We start from the raw sequence: 19,091 nt of genomic DNA, 5'->3' as shown, positions 1-19,091 counted from the left end.
CGGCGCCTAATGCCGGTCAGTTAAGTAATCTGCGCAACAACTCATTCTTGTAGCAGCTGGCGAAGCCTGCGTTCGGCTGCGGAGCAGTCGTAAATCCGACATCCACGGTCTGCCTGGCACACCGTGTGTTCTGAATTTGCGACTGCTCCGCAGCCGAACGCAGGCTTCGCCAGCTGCTACGGATTGTGTTGTTTCTTAACTGACCGGTATCCGGGGGGCGTGTGACTCAAGCAAACGCCTGAGATGGTTTGGGGCGCTTGCTTTTGGGATGGGCAGACGAAAGAAGCTTCCGGCAAATGGGTGAAATCAAACAATATGAAACAAATAGCCGGTTGAGTTGTGATGTTCAGTTCATTTCAAGCATTGCGCACCGGCCTTGGCCACTTGCGCATCCTGCTCGGCTTTGACCCCGGACACGCCAACCGCACCGATCACCTGGCCGTCGACGATGATCGGCACGCCGCCCTCAAGGGACGTCAGCAATGGCGCGGACAAAAAGGCGTAGCGCCCGCCGTTGACCATCTCTTCATAGCCTTTGGATTCGCGCCGACCCAGGGCCGACGTGCGGGCCTTTTCGGTGGCGATGTAGGCGCCAATCGGAGCGCAGCCGTCGAGGCGTTCGAGGGCCAGGGGATGGCCGCCGTCATCGACAACCACGATGGTCACGGCCCATTGGTTTTTCTGTGCTTCAGTGCGTGCAGCCGCGAGGATTTGGCTGACTTCGGTCTGGCTCAGTACGGCTTTGCTTTTCATGGGGACTCTCCAGTACTCGGTTAGGGCAAGGCGGCTTCGACCAGTTCGATCCAGTGCCTGACAGGGGTTCGGCCCGCACCGTCGAGGTGGGACTGACAGCCGATATTGGCGGTGATAATGACTTCGGGATGCCCGCTTTCCAGCGCATTGAGCTTGTTGTCGCGCAGTTGCCGGGACAGTTCGGGTTGGGTCAGCGAATAGGTGCCCGCCGAGCCGCAGCACAGGTGACTGTCAGCAACCGGCGTGAGGTTGAACCCCAGGCTGGTCAGAATCGCTTCCACCGCTCCGCCCAGTTTCTGCGCGTGCTGCAAGGTGCAGGGGCAATGGAAGGCCAGGCGTTGGGCGCTGTGGATGCCGAGTTTTTCCAGCGGTTCGTCGCGCAGCACTTCGACCAGATCCTTGGCCAGCTCACTGACCTTTTTCGCCTTCTCGGCATACGCCGGGTCGGTGCTGAGCAGGTGACCGTAATCTTTGATGAAGGCGCCGCAACCGCTGGCGGTTTGCACGATGGCTTCGGCACCGCTTTCAATGCTCGGCCACCACGCGTCAATGTTGCGACGGGCGCGATCCAGGCCGGCCGCCTGAGCATCGAGGTGATAATCCACCGCGCCGCAGCATCCGGCCTCGCGGGTCGCGATGACGCTGATTCCCAGGCGATCCAGTACTCGCGCAGCGGCGGCGTTGGTATTGGGTGACAGACTCGGTTGCACGCAGCCTTCGAGCATCAGCACCTGCCGGGCATGGCGAGTGACCGGCCGTGGCTTGGCTGGATAGACGCGGCGAGGCAACTTTATCTGCAAGGTGTTGGGCAATAACGCCCGGAACACCTGGCCGCTGCTGACCAGAGTTTTGAACAGCGCCGGATTGGGGACGACGCTGCGCAGTCCTTCACGCAACAAGCGCTGACCGAGTGGGCGCGGCACCGCCGCATCGACCACCGCCCGGCCGATGTCCAGCAAGTTGTGGTAATCGACACCGGAAGGGCAGGTGGTTTCGCAGTTACGGCACGACAGGCAGCGATCCAGGTGCTGTTGGGTCTTCTGCGTGACTTCGTTGCCCTCCAGAACCTGTTTGATCAGGTAGATGCGCCCCCGCGGTCCGTCCAGTTCATCGCCGAGCAATTGATAGGTCGGGCAGGTGGCATTACAGAAACCGCAGTGCACGCAGGTGCGCAAGATGCTTTCGGCTTCTTCGGCGCGGGGCAGTTGGCGGGCTTGTTCGCTCAAGGTGGTCTGCATGGGTCAAAGCTCCGCGTACAGGCGCCCGGGGTTGAAGATTCCCCGGGGATCGAGTTGTTGCTTCAGGCTCTGGTGGTAGCGCATCAGTGCGCCAGGCAAGGGTTGAAACGGACTGTCGATCAGGCCATGGGTATAGCAGGTCACATGCCCGCCGACTTCTTCGACGATCGAGCGGATGAACGCTGCCTCCGCGTCAGATTTGAGCCAGCGCTGCGCACCGCCCCAATCGAGCAATTGGCGGCCGGGCAGGGAAAGTCGAGGTGTGTTGTGAGGGACGGACAGGCGCCAAAGTGTCTGGTCCTCATCGAAGAAGCTCAATCGATGTTCGTTGAGATCATCCCAGTACGAGGCGTCGAGCAACTCGCCGCCCAGTCGGTCATGTGCCGCAGCCACCGAGCCTTCGCCACCCTCAAGTCGCAGGTGCAGGCGCTGCCCATCGTGGCACGCAGCACTGATCGGCAACGGCTGCTGGCCCCATTCGGCGAGGCGCAGCAAGGCGCGGTCACTGTCCATTTCCAGGCTGATGCTTAACGCTTGACGCGGCTTGGGCAGGACTTTGAGCGAGACTTCGGTGACCACGCCGAGCGAGCCGTAGCTGCCGGCCATCAAGCGCGACAGGTCGTAGCCGGCGACGTTTTTCATGACTTCGCCACCAAAGCGCAAATGCTTGCCGTGGCCTGTAATGACGCGGGTCCCGAGGACAAAGTCCCTGACGGAGCCCGACCAGGGACGCCGTGGACCCGACAGCCCGCTGGCGATCATGCCGCCGACCGTGGCGCCGTCGCCGAAGGAGGGCGGTTCGCAGGGCAGCATCTGCTGCGCCGCGTCCAGCACTTCGGCCAGTTCTGTCAAAGGAGTGCCGCAGCGGGCGGTGATCACCAGCTCAGTCGGGTCGTAGCTGACGATGCCTCGGTGGCTGCGCGTGTCGAGCACTTCGCCCGCCACAATGCGCCCAAGAAACGCTTTGCTGTTGGAGCCTTGAATGCGCAACGGCGTGGCGTTTTGCAACGCCTGGTTGACTTGCTCCAGCAGCGAGGCGCTGTCGTCGTTATCGTGTTCGCTACGCATCAGAAACGCTCCAGTTCAGGGAAGGGCAACTGACCCATGTGAACGTGCATGGCGCCAAACTCGGCGCAGCGGTGCAGCGTCGGGATGTTCTTGCCGGGGTTGAGCAAACCACTCGGATCGAAGGCCGCTTTGACGGCATGGAACACGGTCAACTCATCGCTATTGAACTGCGCGCACATCTGATTGATTTTCTCCCGGCCCACGCCGTGTTCACCGGTGATGCTGCCACCAACCTTCACGCACAATTCGAGGATCTTGCCGCCCAGGGTTTCAGCGCGATCGAGTTCACCCGGTTGGTTGGCATCGAACAGGATCAGCGGGTGCATGTTGCCGTCACCGGCGTGAAAAACGTTGGCCACCCGCAGGCCGTACTCAGCAGATAACGCTGCGATCGCCTGCAGTACGCCGGGCAACTCGCGGCGCGGGATTGTCCCGTCCATGCAGTAATAATCCGGCGAGAGGCGACCCACCGCCGGGAATGCATTCTTGCGCCCGGCCCAGAAACGCACGCGTTCGGCTTCATCGCGGGCCTGGCGCACTTCGGTGGCGCCGGCCTGTTGCAGCACTTGGCGCACGCGGTCGCAGTCATCATGAACGTCGGCTTCAACGCCATCGAGCTCGCACAGCAAAATGGCTTCGGCGTCGACCGGATAGCCAGCGTGGATAAAGTCTTCGGCGGCGCGAATGGCCAGGTTGTCCATCATCTCTAGGCCACCGGGGATGATGCCGGCGGCAATAATGTCACCCACCGCGCGGCCCGCCTTCTCGACGGAATCGAACGCCGCCAGCAGCACTTTAGCGGTCTGGGGCTTGGGCAGCAGTTTGACCGTGACCTCGGTGATGATACCGAGCATGCCTTCGGAGCCGGTGAACAACGCCAGCAGATCGAAGCCCGGAGAATCGAGCGCCTGGGAACCCAGGGTCAGGTGTTCGCCGTCGACGGTGAGGATGTCGACCTTAAGCAGGTTGTGCACGGTCAGCCCATATTTCAGGCAATGCACGCCACCGGCGTTTTCCGCCACATTGCCGCCGATTGAACAAGCGATCTGCGAGGAAGGGTCCGGCGCGTAATACAAGCCAAACGGCGCTGCAGCCTGGGAAATCGCCAGATTGCGCACCCCCGGCTGTACCCGAGCCGTACGGGCGGCGGGGTCGATGTGCAGAATAGAGTTGAAGCGCGCCATTACCAGCAGCACGCCTTTTTCCAGCGGCAAGGCCCCGCCGGACAAACCGGTGCCGGCACCGCGGGCGACCACCGCGACTTGCCGCTCATGGCAGAGTCGAAGCACACCTTGCACCTCGTCAACGTTGCGTGGCAGCACCACCAGCATGGGCGTGGTTCGGTAAGCAGAAAGCCCGTCGCATTCGTACGGTTTGAGTTCTTCCTGTTGATGCAGGACTTCCAGATCCGGCCATTGTGTTTGCAGGGCTTGCAGCAAGGCAGTTTTGTCGACATTGGGCAGGACGCCATCGACGCGTTCATCGTAAAGAATGTTCATAGGCGGTTGACGACCCTCAGTTGTTTTTATAGGAGGTCTGTGTCCGTTTACCACTGACTTGCATCATTGGCCTGAGGCGCTCTACTGTCTATGTGTTGTTTGGCTGGTCGAACCAGTTTTTTATTCGATGGTTCTTTATTGATTTAAAAAAGATGTTCTAAAACATAAATATAGCCTGGTGTTTGAACATCTGTTGTTTTGGTAGTGAGGCTGGTCATACCAGTTGGAGAGTCGATGGAAAGGGCAGAAACGAACCGTAATCCGCAAGTCGCAGATGTGGTCTGTGAGCGTATTGAGCGTCTGATCGTCGACGGGGTGCTCAAGACCGGGCAATTGTTGCCGTCGGAACGTCGTCTGACCGAAAAACTCGGCGTTTCCCGCACGGCACTTCGCGAGGGCCTGAAGTTGTTGCGCGCTCGCGGGATTATCAAGACAGAGCAGGGCAAAGGCTCTTTTGTGGCCGATCTTTCGGGACACGGTGCCGCGTCGCCGTTGATGCACTTGTTCAGCTCACAACCGCGCACACTCTACGATTTGTTCGAGGTCCGCAGCCTGCTCGAAGGCGAGTCCGCACGCCTGGCAGCGTTGCGCGGAACCGACGCCGATTTCGTCCTCATCACCCGCAGCTACGAGGCGTTGTGCAATGCCCATAGCCGCTCGCTGGAGGCGAGCGAACACGCCCGGCTCGATCACGCGTTCCACCTGGCGATTTGCGAGGCTTCGCACAACCCGGTGCTGGTGCAGACCTTGCGCTCGCTGACGGACTTGCTGCTGAGCACGGTGTTTGCCTCGGTCAATAACCTTTACCACCGCGAACCGCAAAAGCGTCAGATCGACCGTCAACATGCGCGGCTCTACAACGCCGTCACCGGCCGTATGCCCGAACAGGCGCGCAAGGCGGCCATCGCGCATATCCAGAGCATTTGCGAGAACCTCAAGGAAATCGAAAGCGAGGAACAACGTCTGGTCAGGGCCACGCTGCGACTTGAAGGTTGGGCGTAAGGCCCGGTCCGCCTTCGCGAGCAGGCTCGCTCCCACATTTGATCTGCGTTGACTTCAAACCATCAGTTCAGATGCGTGATTCTGCCGAGCATCACTGGCAATCAGCTGCCCGATCTGTACAAACAACTCATCACTCTCTGCTTGCGTACAGTCTTCGCCATAACGCTTGCGCAACCCGTAATGGCTAAGAATCAGATGCACATCCGCGTGCAGGCCATGCTGCTTCAGGCAATTTTCAACACATTGCAACGGGCAACCATCCAACGCAAAAATCCGCCGCCCCGAACGTGCCTTGTTGACCAGCGCCGCCACGTGCCCGCCGACCCCGACGATGCAGGACATTTCCGCCACGCCGCTGCGATCCAGCCGCACGGCCAGGGTGTTGGCCAGTTGGGCGACGTTGGAGCAGCCTGAGCAGGAGTAAATCAAGGGCAAGGTTGAACGGGGCATGAGCGCTCTCCATGGATGGACTTCTTCAGTGTGCAAGGCCGGTGGCATTGCGCATTGACTGCTATCAATTCCGTCTATTGGAAGGCCGCGAGATCCTCTTCGGCGAGGATGCTGATATTGCGCCGTTCCATGGCAATCAGGCCGCTGTCCACCAGACGGTGCAGGATTCGCGAAAAGGTTTCCGGCTGAATACCCAGCTTCGAGGCGACCAGACGTTTGGACACCTGCAAGACAATCAAGCCGCTGACCGGGTTGCGTTCCTGGAACAGAAAATTGATCACCCGCCGGCTCGCACTGGCCATGGTCAAGGTGTCGATGTCGCGCAGGCGCAGGTGCAAGTGCACGCTCATGCTCGCGAGGATCGCCAGGCAAACTTTTGGCTGGTCTTCCAGGGCGTTGCGGTAATGGCTGCCCTCGATACTCACCAGCACGCTGTCCTTCAGCGCCGTTGCGCTCACCGGGTAGAGACGGGCCTGGCTGAACAGCAAGGCTTCGGCAAAGGTCTGGCCGGGGTGAATGATCTCCACCAGGTTCTCCTGGCCTTCACCGGTCAGCCGGTACAACTTGATCTGGCCGCTGACCAGCAGGAAAAAACGCTTGGCCGGGTCGCCCTGGTGCATGAGCGTGCTGTGACAGGCCAGGCGCTTGAGCATGGCCAGGCCGCAGACTTCCTCGAAGATTTTCTCCGGCAACTGGCTGAACAGATGATGACGACGCAACGTTAAAACGATGGAAGGGTGGGTCAGCATGGCGTACCTCCGCTGACGCTCATAGTAGAGAGCGCCGGCCGGATGACCTATGCCTCTGCCGGCCTACCTCCAAAGAGGCATGCCTGTCAGCCGGCATTGCGCAGATGCTCCATGGCCCACACCGCTGCCTCGACCCGCGAGCGCAAACCGAGTTTGTGCAGCAGGTTTTTCACGTGAACCTTGACCGTGCCTTCGGTGATGCCCAGCTTGTGCCCGATGACCTTGTTGCTGAAACCGCTGGCGATGGTTTTCAGCACCTGGCGTTCACGCTCGGTCAGTTCCACCACAGTCTGACGCTGCGGTGAGCGCAGGGCCTGGGCCATGACCTGGGTCAGCCCCGGGCTGATCACCAATTCGCCGTTCAAGGCATTGCGGATGTACTGAATCAACAGTTCGGGCTCCATGTCCTTGAGCAGGTAGCCGTCGGCATCCAGACGCAGTGCGTCGCGAATATCGTCTTCGGCATCCGAGACCGTAAACAGCAACACCTTGCCGGTGTAGTGCATCGCCCGTAATTGGCGCAGGGTTTCAATGCCATTCATCAGCGGCATGTTGTTATCGAGCAGCACCAGATCCGGTTGCAGCGGTTCGATCATGCTGAGTGCTTCTTCACCGTTATTGGCTTCGCCGACGATCAGGAAATCATCTTCAAGTTCGAGCATCTGACGGATGCCGTGACGCATCATCGGGTGGTCGTCGACCAGCAGGATGGTGTGTTGCAGGGACGGGTTCATGTGACGCTACCTTCTGTTTGCTGCCCGAGAAACTCCGGTTGGAATTCCAGTTGGACGCGGGTGCCTTGCGGCTCCCTGGACACTATTTCGAGTTGACCGCGCAGGCTGCGGGCGCGCTCATCCATGATTTTCAGACCGTGGTGTTCGCGTTGGTCGACGTTACCGCTGAAGCCACGCCCGTCGTCTTCGACGATGAGCCTGACGGTTTCACCGTCCTGACGCAGTTGCAGCCAGGCGTTTTGCGCATGGGCGTGGCGCAGGCAATTGGAGAGCGCCTCGCGGGTGATCTGCAAAATGTGGATCTGCTCGCTGGCCGATAACTGAAAGGCCAGTGCGTCGACGTGCAGGTGCACCTGGAATTCCCCTCGTCGGGAAAACTCCTCGGCGGTGTCCTTGAGTTCCTGTACCAGCCCCGCATCGTGAATCTGCAAGCGAAAGGTGGTCAGCAATTCGCGTAACTGGCGATAGGCATTGTTCAGCCCTTCGCGCAGTTCGGCGGTGACGTTTTCCAGGGTCTCGACCGGTTCGCCACGGCGCATCAGGGTCTGCAGGCGGCTGACTTGCAGCTTCATGTAGGACAAGGCCTGGGCCAGTGAGTCGTGCAGCTCGCGGGCGATGATCGTGCGTTCTTCGAGTAGCAGCAGGCGGTGATCCTGTTCCCGCTGGCGTTTGAGCGACAGCGAGGTGCCAATCAGGTTGGCCAGGGCCTGGATCAGTTGGGTTTCCCAGGCTTGCGTCGGGTGCCCGTCGACAAAGTGCGCCTTGAGTTCACCCAGTTCACTGCCCTGATTGCTGATGCTGAAGGTTTGCGGGCTGGCTTTATGGTGCTTCTGGCACGTGGCGCAATCGCTGCTGGCGCAGACTTCCCGGATGTTCGCGCCATGCAGAGCGAGCAACTGCTGGGCCGGTGCCTGCATTTGCCCTTGCAGGCACAGCGACAGGCGCAAGCCGGGCAAGCGTTGCTGGAAGCGCCGGATCAACTCATCCAGGCCTTCGGCATTGGCCAGGCGCGTGGCCAGGCTGCGACTGCTTTGGTACAGCAACTCAAGAGCGGCATTGGCTTGTTGCAGGTTCAGGGTTTTTTGCTGGACCTGACTCTCAAGGGTGCGATGGGAGTCTTCGATTGTCTCGGCCATGGCGTTGAAACTCATGGCCAACTGGCCCAGTTCATCCTGGGACTGATGGTTGACCCGCACCTTGAAATCGCCGCGACGAAAGCGCTGGGTCGCGTCCACCAACTCTTTCAAGGGCATGACGACCCCGTACTGCAACTCGTAGAGCCCAATCAGCAGGACGAACAGGGTGGTGAACAAGGCCAGACCCTGGATCACCTGTTGCCAGCCTTGCTTCTGTTCGCTTTGGCGCTGCAACAGGTTGACGAACTGGTTCAGTCGTTCAATGAAGGGCAGGGCCTGGACCTGGAAATAGGCGGCATCGCCACGCTCCAGTGCCGGGCGCAAATCCTCGTTCCATTGTTGCTGGATTTGCTCGTAGCTGAGTTGCAGCGCGGTGGTCGGACCATCTTCCAGTACCGCCTTGAGTGACTGGCTGTTGAGGCGGGTTTGCAGGCTGTCGCTGACGGCGATGATTTCTTCGCCGGTTACCCCCGCGGCCAGTTTCCAGCTCAGGTGGTAGGTCTCCATGCGCACCGAGCCGGCGGTGTTGATGGCGGCCGCATCGCCTTGGCTGAACCAGGCGATCAGTCCGGCGCTCAACGAACTGGCGAGGGCGAGGACGGCGATCAGGATCACCGCCAGCCCGGCGCGAGCGGGCAGGGAGCTGCGCAACCAGCGGATCATCAGCGCAGGTCCCGGAAGAAATCAGCAAAACAGCACACGTGGAGCTCCAGGAAGGGGTTTTGCCGCCGATCCCGGGCGCGCTACCTCTAAAGAGTTGTCGACTGATCCTTGTCAGCAAAAACCTTTGAAGAAAACCTCAAGACACTGATAAATCAATGGTTTCAGGGTTTTCCTGTACTACCTCCTTAGAGGTAGACCGCGCAAGCATAGGCCTATGCCCCCTGGGGCTTCGTTGATATGGATCAAGTTTTTGCGGGGTTGGCCTCTCTAGTCTGCCGCCATGGCTAACTGACTGGAGAGCATTTGTGACCCAACCTCGTGTACGACAAGGCTTGGTGCTGGGCATGAGCACGCTGGCCTTCACTGTGTGTTTCATGGTCTGGATGATGTTTGCCGTGCTCGGTGTACCGATCAAGGACCTGCTCCAGCTCAACGAAACCCAATTCGGTCTTCTGGCTGCGACCCCGGTGCTGACCGGCTCGCTGGTGCGTTTACCACTGGGCCTGCTGACCGACCGTTTTGGCGGTCGCAGCGTGTTCTTCCTGCTGATGCTCGCCTGTGTGGCGCCGCTCTACCTGATCAGCCACGCCACTGCCTACTGGCAGTTCCTGGTCCTGGGCTTGTTCGTCGGCCTGGCCGGCGGCTCGTTCTCGGTCGGGATTGCCTACGTCGCCAAATGGTTCGACAAGGAGAATCAGGGCTTCGCCATGGGCATCTTCGGTGCCGGTAACGCCGGGGCCGCGGTGACCAAGTTTCTTGCCCCAGCGCTGATCGCTGCCGGCAGCTGGCAGCTGGTGCCAAAAGTCTTCAGCGCGATCCTCTTTATTACCGCGCTGCTGTTCTGGTTTCTCAGTGCCGAAAACAAGGACCACCGCAGTGCCTCCGGCGCTACCTTGCGTGAGCAATTGAGCTCGCTGAAGGACCCGGCGGTGTGGCGCTACTGCCAGTACTACTCGATCGTCTTCGGTGGCTACGTCGCCCTGGCCCTGTGGATGACCAAGTACTACGTGCAGGAATACGGCTTCAGCCTGCAAAGCGCGGCGCTGCTGGCGGCCTGTTTCTCCCTGCCCGGTGGCGTGCTGCGTGCAGTCGGCGGCTGGATGTCGGATCGCTGGGGTGCGCAAAGCGTGACCTGGTGGGTGTTGTGGGTCAGCTGGATCTGCCTGTTCCTGCTCTCGTATCCCCAGACCCAACTGCAAGTGAAGACCATCAACGGCCCGATAGATTTCCACATCGGCCTGAACCCGGCGCTGTTCACCGTGCTGCTGTTCGTCATGGGCATCGCCTTCGCGTTTGGCAAGGCCTCGGTCTTCAAATACATCGCCAACGACTACCCGAAAAACATGGGCGCGGTGTCCGGCATCGTCGGCCTCGCCGGTGGCCTGGGCGGTTTCGTGCTGCCGATCCTGTTCGGCGCCCTGGTGGACCTCACCGGCGTGCGCTCTTCCTGCTTCATGTTGATGTACGGCGTGGTCTGGGTCTCCCTCACCTGGATGTACTTCAGCGAAATACGCAAAAGCGCGGTGCTGGGTAAAACGCCGCTGCTGACCCCGTCCCCGATTTCCAGCATTGCCCTAGGAGAAGAACATGTCCGTTCTGCAAAAGCCTGACAAAGGCCCGGTCATTCATGACTGGCGCCCCGAGGACCCAGCATTCTGGGGAAGTAGCGGCAAACAGACCGCCACGCGCAACTTGTGGATTTCCATTCCTGCGCTGCTGTTGGCCTTCGCGGTGTGGATGGTCTGGAGCACGGTAATCGTGCGTTTGAACGCCATCGGCTTCACCTTCAGCACCGACCAGTTGTTCTGGCTGGCGGCGTTGCCGGGCCTGTCCGGGGCGACCTTACGCGTCTTCTACTCCTTTATGGTGCCGATCTTCGGTGGCCGTCGCTGGACCGCCCTGAGCACCGCGTCGCTGTTGTTGCCCTCGATCTGGATGGGCTTCGCGGTGCAGGACCCGAGCACCTCCTACAGCGTGTTCGTGTTGATTGCCTTGCTCTGCGGTTTCGGTGGCGGCAACTTCGCCTCGAGCATGTCCAACATCAGTTTCTTCTATCCCAAGTCGCAGCAGGGCACGGCCCTTGGCCTCAACGCCGGGCTGGGTAACCTGGGCGTTTCGGTGATGCAGTTCTGTGTACCGCTGGTGATTACCTTCGGTGTGTTCGGTTTTATGGGCGGTTCGCCGCAAGCATTGCCGGATGGCGGCCAGTTGTGGCTGCAGAACGCAGGCTTCATTTGGGTACCGTTCATTGTCCTGGTGACGGTGCTGGCCTGGTTCGGCATGAATGACCTGTCCAGTGCCCGCGCTTCGTTCAGCGAACAGGCCGTCATCTTCAAGCGCAAACACAACTGGCTGATGTGCTGGTTGTACCTGGCGACCTTCGGCTCGTTCATCGGTTTTTCCGCCGCGTTTCCGCTGCTGATCAAAACCTCGTTCCCTGATGTTATCGCCTTGAAATTCGCCTTCCTCGGCCCATTGGTCGGTGCGCTGGTACGGCCATTGGGCGGCTGGCTGGCGGACAAGCTCGGCGGCGCGAAAGTGACCTTGTGGAACTTCGTGGCGATGATCGCGATGGTCTTCGCCGTGATGCACTTCCTGCCGCAAAACGGTCAGGGCGGCAACTTCTACGGCTTCCTCGGCATGTTCATGCTGCTGTTCATCACCACTGGCATTGGCAACGGCTCCACCTTCCGCATGATCCCGGTGATCTTCCGCACCCAGCATGAAAAAGCCTCGGTCGGAAAACCACCGGCCGTGCGCGAACAAGCGCTGAAGAATGCCGGCAAAGAGTCAGCCGCCGTCCTGGGCTTCAGTTCGGCCATGGGCGCCTTCGGTGCGTTCTTTATCCCCAAATCCTTCGGCTCTTCGATGGCCCTGACCGGCGGCCCGGAGATGGCCTTCTACATGTTCGTCGGCTTTTACCTGAGCTGCATCGTGGTGACCTGGTGGTGGTACGCGCGCAAAGGCGCCGCGACACCCTGCTGAGAAAGCCCGAATTCAATCATTGCGTGGGCGGGGCACAGACTCCGCGACAAAGCCTGAGAGGACTACACCGTGAGTCATTTACTGGATCAATTGCGGTTTTTCAATCGCAAGCAAAACGAGTTTTCAGACGGTCATGGCGAGACCCGCAAAGAGTCTCGCGATTGGGAGAACGTCTACCGTTCGCGCTGGCAGTACGACAAGATCGTGCGTTCCACCCATGGGGTGAACTGCACCGGGTCGTGCTCGTGGAAAATCTACGTCAAGAACGGCCTGATCACCTGGGAAACCCAGCAGACCGACTACCCGCGTACCCGCAACGACCTGCCGAACCATGAGCCCCGTGGCTGCCCGCGTGGTGCCAGTTACAGCTGGTACATCTACAGCGCCAACCGGCTCAAGTACCCGAAAATCCGCAAGCCGTTGCTCAAGCTCTGGCGCGATGCGCGGCAAACCATGGCGCCGGTCGAAGCCTGGGCCAGCATCGTCGAGGACAAGGCCAAGGCCGACTCCTATAAAAGCAAGCGCGGCATGGGTGGCTTCATTCGTTCCAACTGGGAAGAAGTCAACGAGATCATTGCCGCGGCCAACGTCTACACCATCAAGCAATACGGCCCGGACCGGATCGTCGGCTTCTCGCCGATCCCGGCCATGTCGATGGTCAGCTACGCGGCAGGTTCGCGTTACCTGTCGCTGATTGGCGGCGCCTGCCTGAGTTTCTATGATTGGTACTGCGACTTGCCACCGGCCTCGCCGATGGTCTGGGGCGAGCAGACCGACGTGCCGGAATCGGCCGACTGGTACAACTCCAACTACATCATTGCCTGGGGCTCCAACGTCCCGCAAACCCGTACCCCGGATGCGCACTTCTTTACCGAAGTCCGCTACAAGGGCACCAAGACTGTGGCGATCACTCCTGATTACTCGGAAGTCGCCAAGCTCACTGACCTGTGGCTGAACCCTAAACAAGGCACCGATGCAGCGCTGGCCCAGGCGTTCAACCATGTGATCTTCAAAGAATTCCACCTCGACAAACCGAGCGCCTATTTCACCGACTACGCCAAGCGCTTCACCGATTTGCCGGTGCTGGTGCTGCTCAAGCAAATGGTCGACAAGGCCCCGGGCGCCGGTTACCAGCCAGACCGCTTCCTGCGCGCCAGCGACCTGACCGACAACCTCGGCCAGGAAAACAACCCGGAATGGAAAACCATCGCCCTCGATGTCAGCGGTGAACTGGTGTCCCCTCAGGGTTCCATCGGTTATCGCTGGGGCGAGAAGGGCAAGTGGAACATCCTGCCTCGTGAAGGCGGCGAAGGCCGTGAGATCGATCTGAAGCTGAGCCTGATCGGTGACGACGTGGCCGAAGTGGCATTCCCGTATTTTGCCGGCGAATCCCACGAGCACTTCCAGCACGTGGCCGGCGATGCCGTGCAATACCGTCGCGTGCCGGTGCACAACGTGGTGCTGGCGGACGGCAGTGTGGCCAAAGTCGCCACCGTGTTCGACCTGTCGGCCGCCAACCTGGCGATCGATCGCGGCCTCGGCGGCGAAAACGTGGCCAAGGATTACAACGACGCCTCGGTACCCGGCACCCCGGCTTGGCAAGAGCAGATCACCGGCGTCAGCCGTGAGAAAGCCATCCAGATTGCCCGTGAATTCGCCGACAACGCCGACAAGACCAAGGGTCGCTCGATGATCATCGTCGGCGCGGCGATGAACCACTGGTACCACATGGACATGAACTACCGCGGGCTGATCAACATGCTCATGCTCTGCGGGTGTGTCGGTCAGACCGGTGGCGGTTGGGCGCATTATGTCGGTCAGGAAAAACTCCGTCCGCAATGCGGCTGGCTGCCCCTGGCATTCGGCCTGGACTGGAACCGTCCGCCTCGCCAAATGAACGGCACCAGCTTCTTCTACGCCCACAGTTCGCAGTGGCGCCACGAGAAGATGAGCATGCACGACGTGCTCTCGCCGCTGGCCGATAAATCGCAATTCCCCGAGCATGCCCTGGACTACAACATCCGCGCCGAACGCGCCGGCTGGTTGCCCAGCGCACCGCAACTCAACACCAACCCTTTGCACATTTGCCGCGACGCCGCTGCCGCCGGCATGGACCCGAAAGACTACGTGGTCAAGTCGCTGCAGGACGGTTCGCTGCGTTTCTCCTGCGAACAACCGGACAGCCCGGTCAACTTCCCGCGCAACATGTTCATCTGGCGTTCCAACCTGCTGGGCTCCTCGGGCAAGGGCCACGAGTACATGCTCAAGTACCTGCTGGGCACCAAGAACGGGGTGATGAACGAAGACATCGGCCAGGTCGGCGATTGCAAACCCGAAGAAGCCGAATGGGTGGACGAGGGCGCCATCGGCAAGCTCGATCTGGTCACCACGCTGGACTTCCGCATGTCGTCGACCTGCGTCTATTCCGACATCGTGTTGCCGACCGCGACCTGGTACGAAAAAGACGACATGAACACCTCGGACATGCACCCGTTCATTCACCCGTTGTCGGCTGCCATCGACCCGGCGTGGGAATCTCGTTCCGACTGGGAAATCTACAAAGGCATCGCCAAGGCGTTTTCCAGCATGGCCGAAGGGCATCTGGGCGTTGAAAAGGACTTGGTGACCATCCCGTTGATGCACGACAGCGTCGGTGAACTGGCCCAACCGTTTGGCGGCACCGACTGGAAAAGCGACGGCGTGGCACCGGTGCCGGGCAAGAACGCACCGAACCTGCATGTGGTAGAGCGTGACTACCCGAACATCTACAAGCAGTTCTCGTCCCTCGGGCCATTGCTGGAGAAAAACGGCAACGGTGGCAAAGGCATCAACTGGAATACCGAAGACGAAGTGAAATTCCTCGGTGAACTCAATCACAAGGAAGGCGACGCCGGCATCAGCCAGGGTCGGCCGAAAATCGACACGGCCATTGACGCCGCTGAAGTGATTCTGTCGCTGGCACCGGAAACCAACGGCCAGGTCGCCGTCAAGGCCTGGGCTGCGTTGTCGGAATTCACCGGCATCGACCACAGCCACCTGGCGCTGTCCAAGGCCCACGAGGCGATTCGTTTCCGCGACATTCAGGCACAGCCGCGCAAGATCATTTCCAGCCCGACCTGGTCGGGGCTCGAAGACGATCACGTCAGCTACAACGCCGGCTACACCAACGTTCACGAAGGGATTCCATGGCGCACCATCACCGGTCGCCAGCAGTTCTACCAGGATCACCCGTGGATGCAGGCGTTCGGCGAACAACTGATGAGTTATCGCCCGCCGGTCAACACCCGCACCATCGAAGGGGTGAAGGGCAAGCGCAGTAACGGCCACAAGGAAATCGTCCTCAACTGGATCACCCCGCACCAGAAGTGGGGCATCCACAGCACCTACAGCGACAACCTGCTGATGCTCACCCTCAGCCGTGGCGGGCCGATTGTCTGGCTCTCGGAGAACGACGCGAAAAGCGCCGACATCGAGGACAACGACTGGATCGAGTGCTTCAACGTCAACGGTGCACTGACCGCCCGTGCGGTGGTCAGCCAACGGGTCAAGGACGGCATGGTGATGATGTATCACGCACAGGAACGGATCGTGAACGTGCCCGGTTCGGAAACCACCAAGACCCGTGGCGGCCATCACAACTCGGTCACCCGCGTCGTGCTCAAGCCGACCCACATGATCGGCGGCTATGCCCAGCAGGCCTACGGTTTCAACTATTACGGCACCGTCGGTTGCAACCGCGATGAATTCGTCGTGGTGCGCAAAATGTCCAAAGTCGACTGGCTCGATGGTTCAAGTGGCGATGACCTGCCACGTCCGCTGCCGACCGATATCGAGGAAAACTGAGATGAAGATTCGCTCACAAATCGGCATGGTTCTGAACCTGGACAAATGCATCGGTTGCCACACCTGCTCGATCACCTGCAAAAACGTCTGGACCAGCCGTGAAGGCATGGAATACGCATGGTTCAACAACGTCGAATCGAAACCCGGGATCGGCTACCCGAAAGAATGGGAAAACCAGGACAAGTGGAAGGGCGGCTGGATCCGCAACGCCAACGGCACGATCAACCCGCGCATCGGCGGTAAATTCCGCGTGTTGGCGAACATCTTCGCCAACCCGGACCTGCCGAGCCTCGACGACTACTACGAACCGTTCGACTTCGATTACCAGCACCTGCACACCGCGCCGCTGGGCGAGCATCAACCCACCGCGCGTCCGCGTTCGCTGATCTCCGGCAAGCGCATGGAAAAAATCGAGTGGGGCCCGAACTGGGAAGAGATCCTCGGCACAGAATTCGCCAAGCGTCGCAAGGACAAGAACTTCGACAAGATCCAGGCGGACATTTACGGCGAGTACGAAAACACCTTTATGATGTATTTGCCGCGCCTGTGCGAGCACTGCCTCAACCCGACGTGCGCAGCGGCGTGCCCGAGCGGGGCGATCTACAAGCGTGAAGAAGACGGCATCGTCCTGATCGACCAGGAGAAATGCCGGGGCTGGCGGATGTGCATCAGCGGCTGCCCGTACAAGAAGATCTATTTCAACTGGAAGAGTGGCAAGTCCGAGAAGTGCATCTTCTGCTACCCGCGTATCGAAGCCGGGATGCCGACCGTTTGCGCGGAAACCTGCGTCGGGCGCATCCGCTACCTCGGTGTGCTGTTGTATGACGCCGACCGCATCAGCGAAGTGGCGAGCACCGCCAATGAGCAGGATCTGTACGAGAAACAACTGGAGATCTTCCTCGATCCGAATGACCCGGCAGTGATTCGTCAGGCCCTGGCCGATGGCGTACCGCAATCGGTGATTGATTCAGCCCAGCGTTCGCCGGTCTACAAAATGGCCGTGGACTGGAAACTCGCACTGCCGCTGCACCCGGAATACCGCACCTTGCCGATGGTTTGGTACGTACCGCCGCTGTCGCCGATCCAGAACGCTGCCACTGCCGGCACCGTCGGCATGAACGGGGTGATCCCGGACGTCGACAGCCTGCGTATTCCACTGAAGTACCTGGCCAACCTGCTGACGGCGGGCGATGAAAAACCGGTCAAGCGTGCGCTTAAGCGCTTGCTGGCGATGCGCGCCTACAAACGCTCCGAGCAAGTCGATGGCGTTCAGGACCTGCAAGTACTGAAGGACGTCGGCCTGAGTGTGGCCCAGGTCGAGGAGATGTATCGCTACCTGGCGATCGCCAACTATGAAGACCGCTTTGTGGTGCCGAGCGCGCACCGTGAAGACGCCATGAGCGACGCCTTCGCCGAACGCTCCGGTTGCGGCTTCAGTTTCGGCAGCGGTTGCAGCGGCAGCTCCGACACCAACATGTTCGGTGCGAAGAAAGCCAACCGCCGCGACATCCTGAAAACCGTCCAGTTGTGGGAGGAATGAGCATGCAAATTCTCAAAGTGATTTCGCTGCTGCTTGATTACCCGACCGAGACGCTGATTGGCGGTCGCGACGAACTGGAGAAAGCGATCATCCAGTCACGGGAAATCAGCCCTAAACAGCGCGGCGCGTTGTTCGAATTGCTCGAGCTGATCTGCGCCAATGACCTGATGGATGGGCAGGAGCACTACGGTGCGCTGTTCGGCCGGGGGCGCTCGTTGTCGCTGCTGTTGTTCGAGCACGTGCATGGTGAATCCCGCGACCGTGGCCAGGCGATGGTCGACATGATGGCGCAGTACGAAGAAGCCGGTTTTGCCATCGGCGTCAAAGAGCTGCCGGACTACATCCCGCTGTACCTGGAATTCCTCTCCACCCGTGAAGACATCGAGGCCCGCGAGGGCCTGGCGGATGTTTCGCACTTGCTGGCCTTGCTCGCCGCACGCTTGGAAGAGCGGGAAAGCGCCTATGCCAGTTGCTTCCGGGCGCTGCTGCAAATCGCCGGGGCCGAACCGCATCAGGCGGTGGCCGACCTGCGGGCGCAGGTGGCGGCGGAACCGCGTGACGACTCCCTCGAAGCTCTCGACAAGATCTGGGAAGAGGAGGCCGTGGACTTCCTCCAGGCCGAACAGCAGGACCGTTGCAGTTCACTGCCAAGCGCACCGGGCAAGGCCCGTGAGGAAAGCGCAGTGCCGTTGCACTGGGTGGATTTTCAGCATGAAGGGCTGGCCGCCGCGCCAGCCAAGGAGGTAGGCAATGTCTAAATGGAACCTGTTGTTGTTCGGGGTCTATCCCTACGTCGCTTTGGCCATTTGCCTGATCGGCAGTTGGGCGCGCTTCGACCTGTCGCAATACAGCTGGAAAGCAGGTTCGAGCCAGATGCTCAATCAGCGCGGCATGCGCGTGGCGAGCAACCTCTTCCACGTCGGTGTGTTGTTTGTGCTGGCCGGACACTTCGTCGGCCTGTTGACCCCGGCGTCGATTTATCACCACGTGATCAGCACTGAGAACAAGCAGTTGCTGGCAATGGTCTCGGGCGGGTTCTTCGGCCTGCTGTGCCTGATCGGCCTGCTGATGCTGGTTAACCGGCGGCTCAACGACCCTCGGGTCCGCGCTACTTCCAGCCCTTCGGACATCCTGATTCTGCTGGTGCTGCTGGCGCAATTGCTGCTCGGTCTGCTGACCATCGTCGCGTCCACCGGCCACATGGACGGCTCGGTGATGGTGATGCTCGCCGATTGGGCGCAGAACACCGTGCTGTTGCGTCCGGTGGAAGCAGCGGCGGCCATCGCGCCGGTCAGCTTGATCTACAAACTGCATGTGTTTCTCGGCTTGACCCTGTTTGTGCTGTTCCCCTTCACCCGTCTCGTACACATGATCAGCGCACCGATCTGGTACCTGGGGCGTCGTTATCAAATCGTTCGTCAGAAGTACTGA

The 19,091-nt window shown here is 60.2% G+C and carries 15 protein-coding genes; 7 read left to right on the top strand and 8 right to left on the bottom strand.

From position 1 onward, the window contains the following. Positions 1 to 351: 351 nt before the first annotated feature. From AC3WP4_RS05430 to glcD, 4 genes are read right to left on the bottom strand one after another with little or no spacing between them, the layout of a single operon-like run. Complete coding sequence (locus AC3WP4_RS05430; RefSeq protein ID WP_102614429.1) at positions 352 to 753, bottom strand: heme-binding protein; 402 nt, start codon at positions 751 to 753, stop codon at positions 352 to 354. Positions 754 to 773: 20 nt separating this feature from the next. Further along, positions 774 to 1,991 (bottom strand): glycolate oxidase subunit GlcF, encoded by a 1,218-nt coding sequence (gene glcF / locus AC3WP4_RS05425; protein ID WP_102614428.1) that lies wholly within the window; start codon positions 1,989 to 1,991, stop codon positions 774 to 776. Positions 1,992 to 1,994: 3 nt separating this feature from the next. Further along, the gene (glcE, locus tag AC3WP4_RS05420) at positions 1,995 to 3,059 is read right to left on the bottom strand and encodes a glycolate oxidase subunit GlcE (protein ID WP_074877148.1); all 1,065 of its coding nucleotides are present in this window, start codon (positions 3,057 to 3,059) and stop codon (positions 1,995 to 1,997) included. Beyond that, positions 3,059 to 4,558 (bottom strand): glycolate oxidase subunit GlcD, encoded by a 1,500-nt coding sequence (gene glcD / locus AC3WP4_RS05415; protein WP_102614427.1) that lies wholly within the window; start codon positions 4,556 to 4,558, stop codon positions 3,059 to 3,061. The genes glcE and glcD overlap by 1 nt, the downstream gene beginning before the upstream one ends. A gap of 234 nt (positions 4,559 to 4,792) precedes the next feature. Between glcD and glcC the strand changes: the two genes are divergently transcribed. Further along, the gene (gene glcC, locus AC3WP4_RS05410) at positions 4,793 to 5,560 is read left to right on the top strand and encodes a transcriptional regulator GlcC (protein ID WP_102614426.1); all 768 of its coding nucleotides are present in this window, start codon (positions 4,793 to 4,795) and stop codon (positions 5,558 to 5,560) included. Between the two features lie 54 nt (positions 5,561 to 5,614). On the opposite strand, the gene AC3WP4_RS05405 is transcribed toward glcC, so the two are convergent. From AC3WP4_RS05405 to AC3WP4_RS05390, 4 genes are all read right to left on the bottom strand, one after another. Next, positions 5,615 to 6,010: a putative zinc-binding protein gene (locus tag AC3WP4_RS05405; protein ID WP_074877143.1), complete on the bottom strand. Its 396-nt coding sequence runs from the start codon at positions 6,008 to 6,010 to the stop codon at positions 5,615 to 5,617. Positions 6,011 to 6,084: 74 nt separating this feature from the next. Next, complete coding sequence (locus tag AC3WP4_RS05400) at positions 6,085 to 6,759, bottom strand: Crp/Fnr family transcriptional regulator (protein ID WP_074877141.1); 675 nt, start codon at positions 6,757 to 6,759, stop codon at positions 6,085 to 6,087. Positions 6,760 to 6,845: 86 nt separating this feature from the next. Then, positions 6,846 to 7,493, bottom strand: coding sequence for a two-component system response regulator NarL (gene narL, locus AC3WP4_RS05395; protein ID WP_076030943.1), 648 nt, complete (start codon positions 7,491 to 7,493; stop codon positions 6,846 to 6,848). Then, complete coding sequence (locus AC3WP4_RS05390) at positions 7,490 to 9,292, bottom strand: HAMP domain-containing protein (protein WP_074877137.1); 1,803 nt, start codon at positions 9,290 to 9,292, stop codon at positions 7,490 to 7,492. The genes narL and AC3WP4_RS05390 overlap by 4 nt, the downstream gene beginning before the upstream one ends. 305 nt (positions 9,293 to 9,597) lie before the next feature. Here AC3WP4_RS05390 and AC3WP4_RS05385 point away from each other — a divergent pair, with 305 nt between their 5' ends. The 6 genes from AC3WP4_RS05385 to narI all read left to right on the top strand — a co-directional run bounded on the left by AC3WP4_RS05385 (position 9,598) and on the right by narI (position 19,091). Continuing rightward, a complete protein-coding gene (locus tag AC3WP4_RS05385; RefSeq protein WP_102614425.1) occupies positions 9,598 to 10,902 on the top strand; it encodes an MFS transporter in 1,305 nt (434 codons plus the stop codon). Continuing rightward, entirely contained in the window at positions 10,880 to 12,277 is a 1,398-nt protein-coding gene (locus tag AC3WP4_RS05380; RefSeq protein ID WP_074877133.1) for a NarK family nitrate/nitrite MFS transporter, read from the top strand. Before AC3WP4_RS05385 ends, AC3WP4_RS05380 begins: the two co-directional genes overlap by 23 nt. A gap of 69 nt (positions 12,278 to 12,346) precedes the next feature. Further along, a complete protein-coding gene (locus AC3WP4_RS05375; RefSeq protein WP_074877131.1) occupies positions 12,347 to 16,120 on the top strand; it encodes a nitrate reductase subunit alpha in 3,774 nt (1,257 codons plus the stop codon). Position 16,121: 1 nt separating this feature from the next. Next, entirely contained in the window at positions 16,122 to 17,660 is a 1,539-nt protein-coding gene (narH, locus tag AC3WP4_RS05370; protein ID WP_033059086.1) for a nitrate reductase subunit beta, read from the top strand. 2 nt (positions 17,661 to 17,662) lie between these two features. Then, entirely contained in the window at positions 17,663 to 18,418 is a 756-nt protein-coding gene (gene narJ / locus AC3WP4_RS05365; protein WP_102614424.1) for a nitrate reductase molybdenum cofactor assembly chaperone, read from the top strand. Then, positions 18,411 to 19,091 carry a respiratory nitrate reductase subunit gamma gene (gene narI, locus AC3WP4_RS05360; protein ID WP_102614423.1) on the top strand — a complete coding sequence of 227 codons (681 nt, stop codon included), beginning with the start codon at positions 18,411 to 18,413 and terminating at the stop codon, positions 19,089 to 19,091. The genes narJ and narI overlap by 8 nt, the downstream gene beginning before the upstream one ends.

The organism is Pseudomonas sp. FW305-20 (assembly GCF_058788075.1).
The sequence above is the reverse complement of the archived record's forward strand: the minus strand, read 5'-3'. Positions and strand labels throughout refer to the sequence as shown.